Genomic DNA, 14,039 nt, shown 5'->3' on the forward strand with positions numbered 1-14,039 from the left:
TACTGGTCATGGCGCTGCTTCCTCCAGGGCCGCAGGCAGCGGCCTCACTTCGTGGCGAGGTAGAGGTCGGTGGGGGCGGGTCGGGTGGCCGGAGTGCCAAGCAGCAGCGGAGTGAAGATCGGGGCGAAGGGCCCGTGCTCCCGGAGCTGCTGCAGGGTAGTGACGCCGATGTTGATGTCGCCCTTGAGCCGGCTGAGGCGGACGTCCGCACCGGCGCGCGTGTAGAGGTCCTCGGTGCGCGCGGCCAGCCGCTGCGGGCGCCGGTCCGGCTCCCCGGCCTTCGGCGGCGCAGCGTCGAGAACCACCAGGACCCGGGGAAAGACCGGGTAGTTGTACATCCACGCCGGCCTGGTCGCGTTCGGGGTGCGGCGCGTGCGATCCGCGCTCTGCGGGACGTACTCGTACAGCCGACCGTACGCCTGCAGCTTCGCGGCGAGCCGCGCGGAGGTCATCGTGGCGCGGTCGAGCTCGACGAAGAAGCTGAGCATGGTGCGCCGCCCGTTCTCCACGTGCACGTAGTCGAGGACGGCGTCGCTGATGACGTGGTCGTCCTCGAAGCGGCGCTGACCGTCGCGGATCCGGTTGGCGACCTCGGGGGTCCAGTCCAGCGGCCCGCACTCGTGCCCCAGCCGACGCGCCCACTCGACGAAGGCGACCCCGACCTCGTTCACCGCGAGCGTGTGCGCCTGCCGGGCACCCGCGACGGACTCGGGCGTCACCCGGTACGGTCGGGCCGGCAGTTCGCCGGCCTCCTCCACGGACTCGGCGCCGGCTTCGGTGAGGAACCACAAGAACGGCTGGCTCTGCACCCGCCCGCGGCCGCCAGGCCCTTGGGCCCGGATCCGGTCGACCAGCCCGGCCTGAAGCAGCTCGCCGAGCTGCCAGCGCAGGTACACGGGGCGGGCCGGCCGCTTCTCGGGCAGGGTCAGTAGCACGTGCAGCTGCTGGGTGGAGAGCACCCGGTGCTGGTACAGCAACTCCAGGACCTCGCCGCCGATCGCGTGGAAGCTGCGCGTGGGTGACGCGGAGCTACGCGTGGGCGCCGCCGCGGCGGTCGCTTCGACAGGGGGCAGGGTCATCCGAGCCTCGACTGGTTCTGGTGGGGGTTGATCGGGTGGACGTTGGCGGGGGCTTCTTCGGCCGGGTTCGGCTCCGCGCCGCTGATGACGGTGCCTTCGCTGTCGTGGACGCGCGGCCTTGCCGCCCCGCTGCCGGCCGCGGTGCCGTCGACCGGTCCGTCCGGGCCTTCGGGGTCGGGCGGTGCGGACTCGTCGAAGCCGGGCTCGCTCGGCGGCAGATCGGCGCCGACCGGTTCGTCGTCGTCCGGGGGAACGGGGAGGGTGACGATGAACCGGCGCAGCCGCGAGTCCAGGCGGCGCAGGTCGGTGAGGATGTCGCGGACCGAGCGCCGCTGCAGGTTCTCGTCGATGGCCCGCGTCAGCCGCTCCTCGTTCTGTGGCCGGTAGTAGTCGCCGTACAGGTCCTCCACCGAGGCGCCGCGGACCCGGAACGGGTCGGTCGAACCCGACTCGAGCGTCACGGACATCACGTAGCTGTACCGGTTGAGCTGGACGATCGTGTCGGGGGCGACCTTCTTGCCCCAGCGGCGGGTGACGAGAGTCGCCTCGTCGACGTCGGACGCGGTCGTCGACAGGATGGAAAGGTTTTGCAGTAGGCCCTGCCTGGTGGTGGCGCTCAACCGCTGCGCCATCTGCGTCATGGCGAGCAGCTTCACGTTGTACTTGCGCAGCTGCTCGGTGATCTGGGCGAGGGTGCCCTTCGATGCGCCGTCCACGCTGGTCAGCTCGTCGATGAAGGTGTAGAAGTCGCGCCGCTGGTCGGGCGGGGTGTTCCGCCGCGAGAGGCCGGCCCGGAAGAGGTCGTAGATCAGCAGGGAGCTGATGATGCGGTCGACGTCCCCGGTGCCGGCGGGGCAGACGAAGACGATCTTTCCGGTGTCCATGGCGTGCCGGATGTCGTACGTCGACCGGCTCGACCCGAGGAACGCCTTGATCGCGTTGGAGGAGGACAGCCGCTCGATGATGTTCGTGACGACTGGGATGGCTTCCTTGCTGTAGCCCGGGAAGACGTTCTCCCAGAAGTCCCGGATGTCCTTGGGCAGGTACCGCAGCACGTTGGTCCGCCAGACGGCGTTCGTGAGGATCGTGCGGATCTGGAAGACGGTGGGCGCAAGGTCGGGCCGGCCCGCGCGGCAGACCTGCCACGACAGGTACACCAAGGACTCGACCGCGCGCGTGAGGATGGTCTTCGCACGGCCGGCCGAGTCGGACCAGTTCAGGGCCGCGGCGAAGCCGGTGACGATGTACTGGACGATGTCGGTGATCTCGGACTCGCGACGGCGCTCCATCGACAGCGGGTTCCAGGAGCCGACCATCTTGTCGAGCTCGGGGCTCGTGAGGTCGATCTCCCAAATCCGGTTGGCCAGTTCCTTGTGCGCCAGGTACGGCCGGGCACGGGTCCAGCCGTCACCATGGGGATCAAGGAAGAGGACGCCGAACCCGCCGTGGGCGATCGCGATCGCCTGCACGAGCGACATCTCGGTCTTTCCGAAGCCTGACTTGCCAACGAACAGGGCGAAGAGCAGGTACTTCAGCGGGACACCGGCGAGGCGTTCTCCGCCGCCGGGCTTCGCCACCCACCCGAGAGGCAGCAGACCACGCTGTCCCGTCCACGTCGGCAGCGCTGCGGGCGGTGGCGGGACGACTCCGCCCGAGCGGGCGATGTTCGGGGCCATGTTGTGCTTGGTGGGCGGCTTGAGCAGCCCGGCGATCTCCTGGGCGGTCACCCAGGAGTGCCGGCGCGGTACGAAGAGCCCGGTCTCGAAGCGGCGGTCGAACCTGCCCCGGTAGATCCAGTGGTCCGCCCGGACACGGGTGACTCCGAGGTGGAGGCCGACGGGGCGCAGGTGGTTGTCGCCGGACCACGGCTCCAGTGCGGCGAGGACCTGGTCCAGCAGCATCCGGGCCCGGTACTCGTCGCGAGCGCAGGTGCGCACGAGCAGCTGCATGGAGAAGACGGGCTCGGCCCCGGGGACGAGCTTGCCCATGGCGGCCTTCATGTCCGTGATGCGGTAGGTGGTGCGCTGTTGGTGATGTTGCCGCTGCCGTGCGCCGCCGCCCTGGTTGCCTTTCATCTCGGTGGCGATCTCGGACATCACCGCGCCGAGGTCGAAGCCGAACCGGTTGGTGCGCTGCTGGGGCATGCCGGGTATGGCCGGCCCGTCGGAAGGGTTGCGGCGGGCCTGTGCCAACAGGCGCCGGCGGCGGCTGCTGACACGGTTCGGGGAAACGGGCACGAGGTCCAGGACGACGTCGGCGCTCTCACCGAGGTCCTCGCGGACGTCGGCTACCGCGTTGGCCAGAGCCTCGAGCGGATCCGGGGTGAGCGGCACCTCGCGCAGGGCGAGGTGGTCGGGGAGGGCCAGGGCGAGCTCGGCGCGGGCGTAGTGCATCTCCCGGGTGGCCGGCCTGCCGCGGCCGACTGTTTCCGGCTTGGCGAGATCGACCGGTTGGGCGACGGTCGTGTCTGATGCGATGGTCATGATCAACCTGTCTGTGGTGTGCGTCGGGGCGTCAGGAGCCGAGCCGGATCTGCGGCCGTTCACGCGCAGCCCGGCCGTCGGCCTGCACCGGCCGCATCTCCACCTGGGCGTAGCCCTGGTGGCGCAGCACCGACATCGCTCGGTCCGGGCCCTCGACCCTCATGGACAGCGATCCGTTGGAGCAGGTGAAGCGGACACGGAGGGCGCTGGTGCGGGTCGAGGAGACGAGCCAGCGCGACACGCTCTTGTGCGCACGGGCCATCTGGTGCCCGAAGCGGATGACCTCTTCCGGCTTCGGGTCGAAGCCCGTGGTCGGCAGCACCTCCAGAGCCGTTCGCTTGGCCATTGGGCCGCGCGACCAGGCCCAGCGGACTGCGGCAGCGCCGCCGCCGGCAGCAAGGGCGAGCAGCGCGACCCACCAGGCGTTGGCCATCACCGAGTCCGCCAGCCGCTCGGCGTGACCGGGGAAGTCCGCGATGAAGCCGATGGCGCCGTCGACGAGGTCGCTCGTGGTCATCGCCCACCGCCCGAGGACGAGACGCGCGGCGGCGCCGCGGCGGCCGGAGCGGGCACGGGGAGAGTCGGGAGCACGGCGGCACCTCCAAAGAGCGAACGGGCCTTTCACCTGCTACAGGTGCCGGGATCCGGCTCGGTGTGACACTCCGCTCCGACTTTCTTCGCGGTGTTGCGTCGGTCGGCGTCACGACCCCTTGCAGGGGCACGTGACGCCGACCGACGGGTCAGATGTCGACGCCGTGACCGCGGAGGTAGGCCAGCGGGTCGATGTCCGATCCGTATTCCGGTCCGGTGCGGATCTCGAAGTGGAGGTGCGGACCGCTGACGTTGCCCGTGGCCCCGGAGTATCCGATCCGGTCGCCGCCCTTCACCTTCTGGCCCACGGAGACGTTCAGCGAGGACTGGTGTGCGTACTGCGAGTACTTGCCGTCCCCGTGCTTGATCACCACCTGGTAGCCGTACGCGCTGTTCCAGCCGGCCGTCACCACGGTGCCCGGGCCCACCGCGCGGATCGCGGTCCCCGTAGGCACCGGGAAGTCGATCCCGGTGTGGTACCCGCTTGACCACATCGACCCCGAGACCCGGTAGCCGGTGCCGATGTGCCTGTCGGCGACCGGGGCAACCCACGAGCCCGAGGCGCTGCCCGAGCCGGGCTCGGTGTAGTTGGGCCGCTTCATGATCAAGATCCGGTCTTTCCAGAACGAGAAGGGCTTGATCCGGACGCGGGCACCGGTATGCGGCGCGTCGATGACCTCCCCACCGCCGATGAACATGGCGACGTGCTCCGGGCTGGAGGCGCTGCCGCCCGAGAAGAGCAGGTCGCCGGGACGCAGGTCCTTCTGCGCGTTCACCTCGGTTCCGATGTCGACCTGGTCGTACGTGACCCTGGGGAGGTTCACGCCGACCTTGCTCCAGGCGTACTTGACCAGGCTGGAGCAGTCGCACCCGTTGGAGCCCTGGAACGGGGGCTTGCAGTTGCCGCCCAGGACGTAGGGAGTGTTGTAGGCCTCCTTGGCGCCCGCCACGACCTTGGCCAGACCACCGGACGTCTTGCCATCCATCGGTGCGGACCACCGCTCAGCCCGGTCCCGGATCTCGCGGACGTACTTGCGTGTCTCCTCGTACGGCGGGATCCCGCCGTACTTCTTCACCTTGTTCCCGCCGGCGTTGTAGGCGGCGAGCATGTTGTCGACGACGTCACCGGGCACGCTGCGGATCTCATCAGCGAGCTTGCAGTCGTAGGCCACCATCGACGGAACCGCGTCCTCAGGGTCCAGCGGGTCCGCACCACCCTTGTTGTTGGCGTCGATGCCTTCAGTCGCCCAGGTGGAGGGGATGAACTGCGCGATGCCCAACGCTCCGGCTCCGCCGTCGGGCGGGTTCTTGCGAAAGTTGGACTCCTGGTAGAGCTGGGCGGCGATCAGCGAGGGAGTGACCTCCGCACAGCCGTACCTCGACACGGCATCGAGGATGATGGGGCGCAGCCAGTCGGGTATCTCTTTGGTGTCCGACAGGCCGCCGCCGAAGCCCGCGTTCTCCAGTGCGTCGCTCGTGTTGTCCTCGCCGATCGCCGACGACAGGGCCAGCACGGCGCTGATGATCAGGCCGAGTCCGAGCAGGGAGGAGACAAGGCACGCGATCAGCACTCGTCGCAGGACCTTGGGCTCGCCCTGCTCAGACATTGGGCAGCCCCACGACACGCCAGCTGCCGTCGGCGCTGCGGCGCAGCTTGAGGGCCACCTGCTCTTCCGACTCGGTGGCGGGCCCCTTGGCCGGCGACTCCTTCAGCTTGTAGATCACGCGCGCGAAGCTGGAGTCCTCGCTGGGGGCAGGCGCTCCATCCGGCAGCGACACCCGCAGAACCGTCACGGTCACCTGGATCTGGCGGTCCTTCCAGCTCAGCCACTGCTGCGTGCCGGCGCCGCCGCTGGTGTGGGTGCGCAGGTCCTCGGCGAGGTCCCCGGCGGCGTAGGCGGCGGCGCGCCTGGATGCGTCGTCGAACGAAGAGTCCCGGCCCGGCCGGGCGTCGTGGCTGGCCCAGGCGGTCGTGAAGACCCGGGCCACTTCGTCGACCGGCGCTGGAACCGACGCCGGGTCCGGGTCCGGTACGTCATGAGACCTGGTCGGTTCGGCGTTGGGCGAGGTCTCGGCTGGGGGTGTGTCGTCCTTGCCGTTGTCGACCGCTGCGCTGGATGGCGCGGTCGTACGCGGAGCCGATCCGGAGCCGGCGGGCCTCTCGCCTGCACCGAGCCCGAGGATCAGGGCGACACCAACAGCTGCCAGGACGGCCGCAGCCACGAAGAGCGCGATCGTCCCCCGCTGAGCACCTACACGCGCGGCATCGGTTTTGGGCATGAAGGTCCCCCGTCAGGTGGTTCTGGTGCGGTGATCTGGGCGGCCGGGACCTTGAAGGTCCCTGCCCCGCCCCCGGCTACGGCCGCGGCCTGGGCGGCCCGGGCGGCCGGGTGGCTCGCCGGATGACCCGAGGTGGACCGGCCGGCTTGACCGGCGGTGTCGGTGGTGCAGGGGTGGGCGGGGTTGGCATCTTCGGCACCGCCGCCGGCCCGGAGGCCGGGGGCTTCACCGAACCCGGCGTCTTCGTGCCGGCTGTCGTGGTCGCTGGCTTGCCGGGTGTCTTGGCTCCGGCCGCCCTCGGCGTGTCCCCAGGAGCCTTCGGCGCGATGGCGCCGGCTCGCGGGCCGGGAGGAGCCGCGGCCCTGGGGTTCGACTGGATCTGTGCCAGGCCGAGGTTGACCTGCGCCTTCGTGCCTTGCTTCGCGACGAACTTGCCGGCCGAGACGACGTTGCGTTTGTACTCGGCACCGAAGTCCTCGGCCTCCTGGACCTTCTTGTCGATGGTGCGTTCCTTGACGGCCTTGAGCTGGTCGCGCACCTGTCCGGCTCGGGCGGTGGCCGCAGCGGCGCCCCGCTTGGTCGCGGCGACGCCACGGGGAATGCCCACCGGCGCGCCGACGGTGGCCATGAAGGCGAACTTCGTTGCCTTCGCGCCGTACTTGGCGGTGGCGGCAGCCGCTTTGCCGGTGGCCATGGTGGCCCTGCCACCCCGGGTCTGGGACATCTTGTTCGCGGCGGCCGTGGCCAACCGCTTCTTCAGGGTCTGCTTGGCCGCCTGTTGTGCCGCGACCTTTGCGGCCGCGCTCGCGCCGCCGGTGCCCACGGCTGCGGCGGCGTTGGTGGCGAGCCGGGCCGCGGTCCGCAGGCGGCTGGCCTTGCGGTTGGCCTGCGGCGAGCCGACCCAGGCGTTCTTGGCGGCCTTCATGCCCTGGCCGACGGGCCTGCTCACGCGCCGGGCCTCGCCGCGGGCCTCGCCCCACATCTGCTTGAGGCCGGGGGCGGTCTCGGCATAGCGGCCGGGGCTGTTGAACACCGAGCGGCGGGATCCGCCGACGCGGGCGTTGACGAGCTTGCGGTTGAGGTTGACCGCGATGCTCTGCGCGGTCTGCTTGATGCGTTTGTGGCCAGCCAGACCGGCGACGGCGGTGACGTCGATGACGATGAACTTGACGGCCAGGGCGTCGCCGGTGTCCGCGTCGATAAGGGCCAGGACGATCAGGATGAAGATCGCCAGGAAGAGGATGGAGATGATGATGCCGAGGACTGCCTTGATGATCGCGGAGAACCAGCGCCACAGGGTGGCGCGGCCGCCGCCGGGCAGGATGCCGGCGGTGAGGGCCCAGTGGCCGCGGATCGCCTCGAAGGCCAGCCAGCCCTGCGCGGTGAGGAACGTGCCGGTGACCAGGATCATGAGGATGGCCACGATGACGGCGGCGATCGCGACGAACAGAGCGGAGAACGCGAGGTCGGCGGAGGCCCGCTTGGCCGCTGGCTTGACGTCCCCGCAGGCGGCCTCGAACTTCTTCGAGTTCTCGGTGAGCTGCCCGATGAAGTTCGTGTCGTAGATCGAGTCCATCATTGCGGCGTCCCAGTAGTTCATCCCGAGCTGGTCGAGGTTGAACTCGGCGAGCTTGAACTCACGGAACGCCTTGTCGCACTGTCCGTCGAAGGTCTGCCCGTACACCATGAGCTGGTTGGGCTTGACGATGAACGCCTCCACGAGAGCGTCAGTGATCGGCTTTGCCACGTTGTTGGGATCAGCGCTGCCCCTGGCGCTCGCCGGGTCGTCGGCCAGCACGATGGAGGCGACCTCCAGAGTGAAATCCTTCGACTTGCCCACCAGGCCGCCCTCCGAGAGCAGCATGGTGGAGCCCTGGGGCTGAGCCTGGTCGTGCTGACCGAGCAGCACCTGGGCTGGCGAGACAAGCACTGTGGTGGTCAGTGCGGCGACGACGAGGGAGACCCCGATCTCGGCGAAGCCTCGTGAGCGCTCCCTGAAGAGGATCAGCCATCCGCAGTAGAAGCCGGCGAACGTCAGGAACAGGCCGGGAAGCCCCAACCTGTCGATGACCTGGTTTTTGATGGTGCTGGAAATGTCCTCGACGGGGCCGACCATGACCTTGGCCAGTCCGAAGTTCAGTGCCCACTTGATCAGCCAGCAGGTGAAGCCGATGACCCACTTTGAGACGCCGAAGAGCAGCTGGGCAACGATGTTCCAGATCTTGAGGTCGATGTCCTTCCAGCCACCTGTGTCCGTTTTGACGGTGTAGGAGCTGATCGGGACGCCGTCCTTGTCGGTGACGTTGAACGGCTGGAGCAAGCCGTCGCTGCCGTCCTTCGGCTTCTGGTTCAGGTTCTTGCCGGCCGGGCCGGCAGCCGGCGCGGAGGTGCTGGGCGAAGGCGACGGGCCTGCTGTGGCCGCGGGGGCCAGCACCACGGTGAACAGGGCTATCAGGACGGCGATCAGCCCGAGGCGTCGCTTGATCCCCCTTCGCTGAATGCGGCTCATGCGAGGGCTCCGTCCGCTTCGGCGAACTCCACGGCCTCGTCCTCTTCGGTGCCCTGCCCCGGCGTCGTGGTGATCGCGGCGGCGGCGTTCTCGTCCGCCGGGATCAGCACCTTGATCCCCGCGATCCGCTTGCGGAGGTCGCGGTAGAGGCCCTCGCCGGCCCGCAAGGCGCGCTCGGTCTCGCTGACGTTGAGCGGGGAGAGATTCTCGGTGATGACCTTGAGCATCTCCTCGTCGGCCGGGTCGAGGTCGAGGAATTCCAGGCACCTGGCGGCCAGCGCCTTGCCGCGGTGACGGAAGACGAAGATGTGGGACAGCAGCGCCCGGATCTTGTCGCCGATCTCCGACTTCGGGCCGATGTCGTAGGGGTCGTGCGAGCCTGCGAAGGCGCCGGCGTTGTGCTTGCGGCCGTCGGCGATGAGCTCGAGCAGCAGGTTGGAGCCTTCGGCGGAGGAGGTGAGCCACCAGCACTCGTCGAGGAATACGCCGGCGAACTCGTTCGGGTCGGTGAACGCGATCTCACGGCACAGAGCCGTCATCAGGTACATCAGCCGCCACCCGAAGCGCTTTTCGACCTCCAGGCTCGGGAGGCGGTGCTCGGAGAGCTCCTCCTTGGTGGGCAGGCCCAGGCGGTCGACGGCGAAGACGATGCTGTCGGCGTCGGTGATCCGTACGACCGGCAGCGTGGGGTCGAAGATGACGCGGCCGAGGTCCTTCTTCGCCAGCGACCGAAGCTTGCGGACGAGTTCGGAGGCGGCGGCGCGCACGGCGCCGTCGTTCGGCTCCTCCGGGTCGGGCGTGCGGGCCCGGTCGGCGAGCGTGTTCATCAGCGCGGTCATGCTGGGCTTGGGCCTGAGCCGGGTGGCCTCGATCGCCTCGGCGAGGGTGATGCCCTCGATGCTCATCGAGCCGATGTCCAGGAGCGGGGTGAGGAAGGACTCGGTGTAGCGGGCGGCGCGCGGGCCGCGGAAGACGCGCAGGGGGTCGAGGGAGACGCCGGCGTTCTCGTCGACGTTGATGATCTGGGTCGTGCCGGGGCAGGCGTTCGCGAAGCGCGACCATTCCTGCTGCGGGGTGCGGTCGATGACCAGGGCGCGGCCGCGGGAGTTCCGCTGGCCGGCCCGGTGGCCGGTGGTGAGGATGGAGTACATCGCGCACTTCATCGCGACCGACTTCCCGGAGCCGAGCTCGCCGACGAACGCCGCGGACGCGGAGGCGTTGACGCGGGGACCGTGGGAGAAGTCGACCAGTACGGGGCGGACACCGCCGCCGTTGAGCTGCAGGCCGAAGAGGCTGCCGGAGTCGTCGCCCAGGCCGGCGCCGCAGAACGGCATCGACATGGCGAAGTCCCTGGCCAGCAGGTACTGGGTGTAGTCAAGCATCGGCCCCGGGGTCTTGGTGCCGGGCAGCATGCCGTGGAAGAGCGCGACCTGGTCGCCAGTGGGCCTCACCAGCGTGTAGTCGTTGCCGCCGAAGTGGTTGGCCAGTGACGTCGCCTTCTCGTCGGCCTCCTCGGGGGTGGTTCCCCACACGCAGGTGGCGACGGTGGCGCGGATCTCGACCTCGGTGCTGGAGGCGGTGAGCCGGTCGCGGTACTCGTCCAGGGCGAAGGACGCCTTGTCGAGGGAGGCAGGCACGCCGGAGGTCTCGCCGTCGTATTCGCCGCGCTGGTGGGCGAGTTCGCGCTGCTGGCGCCGGCTCTTCGGTTCGGCCTTCGAGCCGGACTCGATGTGCAGCCGGACGGCCCAGTCCACGGGGAAGTTGAACTCGTCCAGCGCAGCCAGGTACTCGCTGCCGGGGAAGCGGAAGGCTTCGGGCATTTCGCTGAGAACGCAGAACGCCTGGTAGGAGTCGCCGTGTTCGCTGGTGGCGCGCAGGTAGCGGCGCTTGAAGGGGTTGGTCGGGCCCTTGGAGGCCCGGGTGCCGCGGCCGCCCTCGTCGAGGATCATCTGGGTGTGGGCGGTCACCGTGTGGCCGCGGCCGCGCAGGGCGCGCGGGGCGCCGTCCTCGGGCAGGAGCGGCTCGCTCAGGCCTCGGCGGGCGCTGTGCCCGTAGATCCACAGCACTTCGGCCTCGGTGGCCGGCCGCATCTTGATGCCGGAGGGCCAGCCGGCCGCCAGGCGGGTGGCCTGCTCCAGGCGCTGGCGCTCCTCGGAGAGGGAGATGGGGGCGACCGGCAGGCCTAGCGCGCCCATGACCTCGACCTGGAGGGAGGACAGGACTGCCCGGCTGCTCTGCTTGAAGTCGAGGTGCGGCAGGGGGACGGCGAGGAAGTCGACGCGGCCGGTGAGTTCGAGGTCCTGGAGCTGGCCGAGGACCTTCAGCGCCAGGTCGACGTACTCGGGGGAGGCATCGAGGTCGACGCCGGCGGTCATGCGGGTGACGACCGACGCGGCGTCGACGCTCGGGCACAGGCTGAGCAGGAGGGCTTCGCCCCGAAGGGATTTGAAGAGGGCTTCCAAGGAGTCCAGCCGCTCACGCTTCGTGGACTTGCTGGCGTGGGTGTAATTCTCGGTGTCGACGCGCCACACCGCCCACACGGTGGCGGCAGTGGTCCAGATGAGGTGGCCGCTGATGTGCCGGACGGGGAGACGCATGGGTTCTTCCTTCTGTGCTGGTGGTGATGACGAGGAGGTTGGTCACTGCTCGTCGAGGGAAACCAACAGGGCCTGCAGCCCGGTTTTGGGTTCCGCCCGGGCCACCGCGGCCGCGGCTGGCACCGGTACCGGGTGTGCTGTGTGCCGGGCCACGGGAGCGGGTGCCGGGACGGGCGTGGTGGCGGCCGCCGGGGCGGGCCGCTCGGCGGACCGGACGCGCACCGTGCAGGTGGCGGTCGCCAGTCGCGGTCGAGCGACCCGCTGCGGCTTGCCGGCCAGGCGTCCCTGGGCCGGAGTGGAGGAGTAAATGATCAGGCTGCGCACGGCGCGCGCGGGGTCCCGGCCGTCGAGCCGCGCATACCGCAGCACCCAGGCCAGGCCCCAGGGGATCAGCGCCATGAGGATGAAGTTCATGGCGCCGAAGCGGGCCCACAGCTCCCTCGTCGTGACGAGGAGCCCGAAGCTGATCACCATGGTCATGACCTGGGTGATCGTGTACGGCCCTCCCGGGAGCCGGCCGGCTCCCGGGAGCTTGCCGATGACCAGCGGGTGCTTACGGGCTCGCGTGTACGAGTGCCCGATCAGCTCCTCCTCGGAGGCACTCACGCGACCCGCCAGCCCTCACCCGTCAGAGCGGGGGCATCACCGGTGACGTGGGTGACGGACACCGACGCCGCGGTGTCGTCGATCTCCGAGCCGACCTTGGTCTTGAGGACGTTGAGGTTGCTGATGCCCCAGAGCACGAGGGCGGCCAGGACGAATGCAACGAGAGTGCCGACGAAGGAGCGGGTCCTCCACCAGGCCATCAGCACGGCAATGATCGCCATGAGGGTGGCCACGGTGAGGACCAGCGCGCGGACCTGACCGGTCTTGGTATTGGCCCAGTCGAGGACGTCGCCGGCGAGGACGACGTGGTCGGGGTTGGCTGCTGCCAAGGTGTGCATGAACTCTTCCTCTTTCTCAGGGGTTCGACGGCGACGGCGAGCCAGATGCCGTGAAGGCGTCGGGGCTTGGGGTGGTGGTGTGCGGCGCCGCCGAGGGCGGGCTGCTCGCGCGCATGACCGGGGCGTCGTCGACGGACGCGACCTCCCAGCGGCCGGCGCGGGACTTGAGGCTGAGCGCGTAGCTCAGCGAGACCGGGCTGCCGGCCTGGTCCGTGGCATCGACCTGGACCAGCTGGTGCAGCACCGTGCCGTCGGCCGGCACGTTCTGCTGGACCGAGCCGGACGAGTCGTCCTGGACGCCGGTCACCTTCACCGTGGCGTAAGGCGCAGGGCTGATCGGCTGGAGCCGCGTGCCAGGCGAGGTGTAGCGGTCGAGCTCGGTCGTCCCGGTCAGGTAGGCGGCCAGGAACCCGCGGGCGGTCTCAACCGACGGGTCAGCGCTGCTCGACCCGCGGTCGGTCTCGTACGCCAGGCCGCCCGGCTTGAGCGCTGCCGGCGCGGCCACCTGCGCCGGCAGGGACGTCGCCGCGTAGCCGGCGGTGTCGCCCTGCTCGGTGCCGCCAGCGCCTGCCGGGCCGGTGGCCTGGATGCCGACACGGAAGTACTGGACGCCCAGCCGCGTGGACTTGCCCTTGTCGTCGTGGGCAGTGACGTCGGCGGCGACGGTGACGGACCAGTAGCCGGGCTGGACCTCGCGGGAGGCGATCACGGTGGACTGCGTGGCCGTGCGGGTCCCGGGCTTGACCGCGAGTGCGACGGAGCCGGAGTAGTACGGCGCCAGGTCCCGCTCGGCGCCCTGGCCGGCCTGCAGATAGGCGGAGACGAACAGTTCGGCGAAGCCGGCCGGCCCGACGGGCGACGCCGGCGTCGCCGCGGCGGCCGGCTTGGCCGCGCCCTGGGCGGGAGCGGACGAGGAGAGGAACGCGAGCGCGCCGAGGACCGGGCCGGAGACCACGAGCGCCCAGACACCGGCACGGAACAGCCGGGAGAGGCCGGCCATCTGGGCCGTGCTCGTCGTCCACCCGGTCTCGTCCGGCTCGTCCGCCGGCGTCTCCTGGGGTTCGTCGACCTCCTCGCCCCAGGCGTCCGCCTCGACGAGCTGCTTCTTGGCTTCCTGACGCCGCCGGCGCTGCCGCTTCACGACGCCGTCCGCAGGGCCTGCACGGTCAGGACCGTCGAGATGCGCTCCTTGAGCTGGTCCGGCGTGCGCCGCAGCAGCACGTCCCACGACGCCAGGGAGGCCTCCGACTCCTTGTCGAGGAAGGCGCGCATCTGCTCATGCAGGTCGCGGTCCATCGGCCGGCTCACCAGCGCGGCGGCGATCTTGGTCAACTCGCGCGAAGCACGGGCCACACGGGCCTCGTCGGCGTCGAGCAGCTGTCGGCCGGTGCCGGCCGGGGACATCGTGGTCACGTCGGTTCTCCCGGAGTCGAGAAGAGGCGGGGCGGGGGTGTTCAGGTGGGGCGGGACCGATCTGGCGGCCCTCTCGCCTGCTACAGGTGTCGAGGAAGCGCGCGGTGTGACAGTCGGGCCGAGGTTTCTTCAAGCGACTTCTG

11 protein-coding genes are annotated in these 14,039 nt (G+C 70.0%); all 11 read right to left on the minus strand.

Going from position 1 to position 14,039, the window contains the following annotated elements:
• Nucleotides 1–44: 44 nt before the first annotated feature.
• Nucleotides 45–1,079, minus strand: a complete 1,035-nt coding sequence (locus E4U91_RS37785; protein ID WP_241678985.1) for a replication-relaxation family protein — start codon at nt 1,077–1,079, stop codon at nt 45–47.
• On the minus strand, nt 1,076–3,562 hold the full coding sequence (locus tag E4U91_RS37790; protein ID WP_137311498.1) for a type IV secretory system conjugative DNA transfer family protein: 2,487 nt from the start codon (nt 3,560–3,562) through the stop codon (nt 1,076–1,078). The genes E4U91_RS37785 and E4U91_RS37790 overlap by 4 nt, the downstream gene beginning before the upstream one ends.
• Before the next feature lie 31 nt (nt 3,563–3,593).
• Nucleotides 3,594–4,079: a hypothetical protein gene (locus E4U91_RS37795; RefSeq protein WP_137311499.1), complete on the minus strand. Its 486-nt coding sequence runs from the start codon at nt 4,077–4,079 to the stop codon at nt 3,594–3,596.
• 223 nt (nt 4,080–4,302) lie between these two features.
• The gene (locus E4U91_RS37800) at nt 4,303–5,760 is read right to left on the minus strand and encodes a peptidoglycan DD-metalloendopeptidase family protein (RefSeq protein WP_241678986.1); all 1,458 of its coding nucleotides are present in this window, start codon (nt 5,758–5,760) and stop codon (nt 4,303–4,305) included.
• Nucleotides 5,753–6,433 carry a hypothetical protein gene (locus tag E4U91_RS39515; protein WP_241678987.1) on the minus strand — a complete coding sequence of 227 codons (681 nt, stop codon included), beginning with the start codon at nt 6,431–6,433 and terminating at the stop codon, nt 5,753–5,755. The genes E4U91_RS37800 and E4U91_RS39515 overlap by 8 nt, the downstream gene beginning before the upstream one ends.
• 76 nt (nt 6,434–6,509) lie before the next feature.
• Nucleotides 6,510–8,942: a hypothetical protein gene (locus tag E4U91_RS37810; RefSeq protein ID WP_241678988.1), complete on the minus strand. Its 2,433-nt coding sequence runs from the start codon at nt 8,940–8,942 to the stop codon at nt 6,510–6,512.
• Entirely contained in the window at nt 8,939–11,539 is a 2,601-nt protein-coding gene (locus E4U91_RS37815; RefSeq protein ID WP_137311500.1) for an ATP-binding protein, read from the minus strand. The genes E4U91_RS37810 and E4U91_RS37815 overlap by 4 nt, the downstream gene beginning before the upstream one ends.
• Nucleotides 11,540–11,581: 42 nt before the next feature.
• Nucleotides 11,582–12,145 carry a hypothetical protein gene (locus E4U91_RS37820; RefSeq protein ID WP_137311501.1) on the minus strand — a complete coding sequence of 188 codons (564 nt, stop codon included), beginning with the start codon at nt 12,143–12,145 and terminating at the stop codon, nt 11,582–11,584.
• Nucleotides 12,142–12,483 (minus strand): hypothetical protein, encoded by a 342-nt coding sequence (locus E4U91_RS37825; RefSeq protein WP_137311502.1) that lies wholly within the window; start codon nt 12,481–12,483, stop codon nt 12,142–12,144. The genes E4U91_RS37820 and E4U91_RS37825 overlap by 4 nt, the downstream gene beginning before the upstream one ends.
• Before the next feature lie 16 nt (nt 12,484–12,499).
• Nucleotides 12,500–13,624, minus strand: coding sequence for a conjugal transfer protein (locus tag E4U91_RS37830; RefSeq protein ID WP_137311503.1), 1,125 nt, complete (start codon nt 13,622–13,624; stop codon nt 12,500–12,502).
• Nucleotides 13,621–13,887, minus strand: a complete 267-nt coding sequence (locus E4U91_RS37835; protein ID WP_241678999.1) for a hypothetical protein — start codon at nt 13,885–13,887, stop codon at nt 13,621–13,623. The genes E4U91_RS37830 and E4U91_RS37835 overlap by 4 nt, the downstream gene beginning before the upstream one ends.
• Nucleotides 13,888–14,039 lie beyond the last annotated feature (152 nt).

Source organism: Streptomyces lasalocidi (assembly GCF_005280215.1).
Taxonomy (GTDB): domain Bacteria; phylum Actinomycetota; class Actinomycetes; order Streptomycetales; family Streptomycetaceae; genus Streptomyces; species Streptomyces longwoodensis.

Excerpts from the sequence above, each read along its gene's own strand:
- E4U91_RS37785 (WP_241678985.1), bottom strand. The coding sequence starts at position 1,079 with ATGACCCTGCCCCCTGTCGAAGCGACCGCCGCGGCGGCGCCCACGCGT.
- E4U91_RS37790 (WP_137311498.1), bottom strand. The coding sequence starts at position 3,562 with ATGACCATCGCATCAGACACGACCGTCGCCCAACCGGTCGATCTCGCC.
- E4U91_RS37795 (WP_137311499.1), bottom strand. The coding sequence starts at position 4,079 with ATGACCACGAGCGACCTCGTCGACGGCGCCATCGGCTTCATCGCGGAC.
- E4U91_RS37800 (WP_241678986.1), bottom strand. The coding sequence starts at position 5,760 with ATGTCTGAGCAGGGCGAGCCCAAGGTCCTGCGACGAGTGCTGATCGCG.
- E4U91_RS39515 (WP_241678987.1), bottom strand. The coding sequence starts at position 6,433 with ATGCCCAAAACCGATGCCGCGCGTGTAGGTGCTCAGCGGGGGACGATC.
- E4U91_RS37810 (WP_241678988.1), bottom strand. The coding sequence starts at position 8,942 with ATGAGCCGCATTCAGCGAAGGGGGATCAAGCGACGCCTCGGGCTGATC.
- E4U91_RS37815 (WP_137311500.1), bottom strand. The coding sequence starts at position 11,539 with ATGCGTCTCCCCGTCCGGCACATCAGCGGCCACCTCATCTGGACCACT.
- E4U91_RS37825 (WP_137311502.1), bottom strand. The coding sequence starts at position 12,483 with ATGCACACCTTGGCAGCAGCCAACCCCGACCACGTCGTCCTCGCCGGC.
- E4U91_RS37835 (WP_241678999.1), bottom strand. The coding sequence starts at position 13,887 with ATGTCCCCGGCCGGCACCGGCCGACAGCTGCTCGACGCCGACGAGGCC.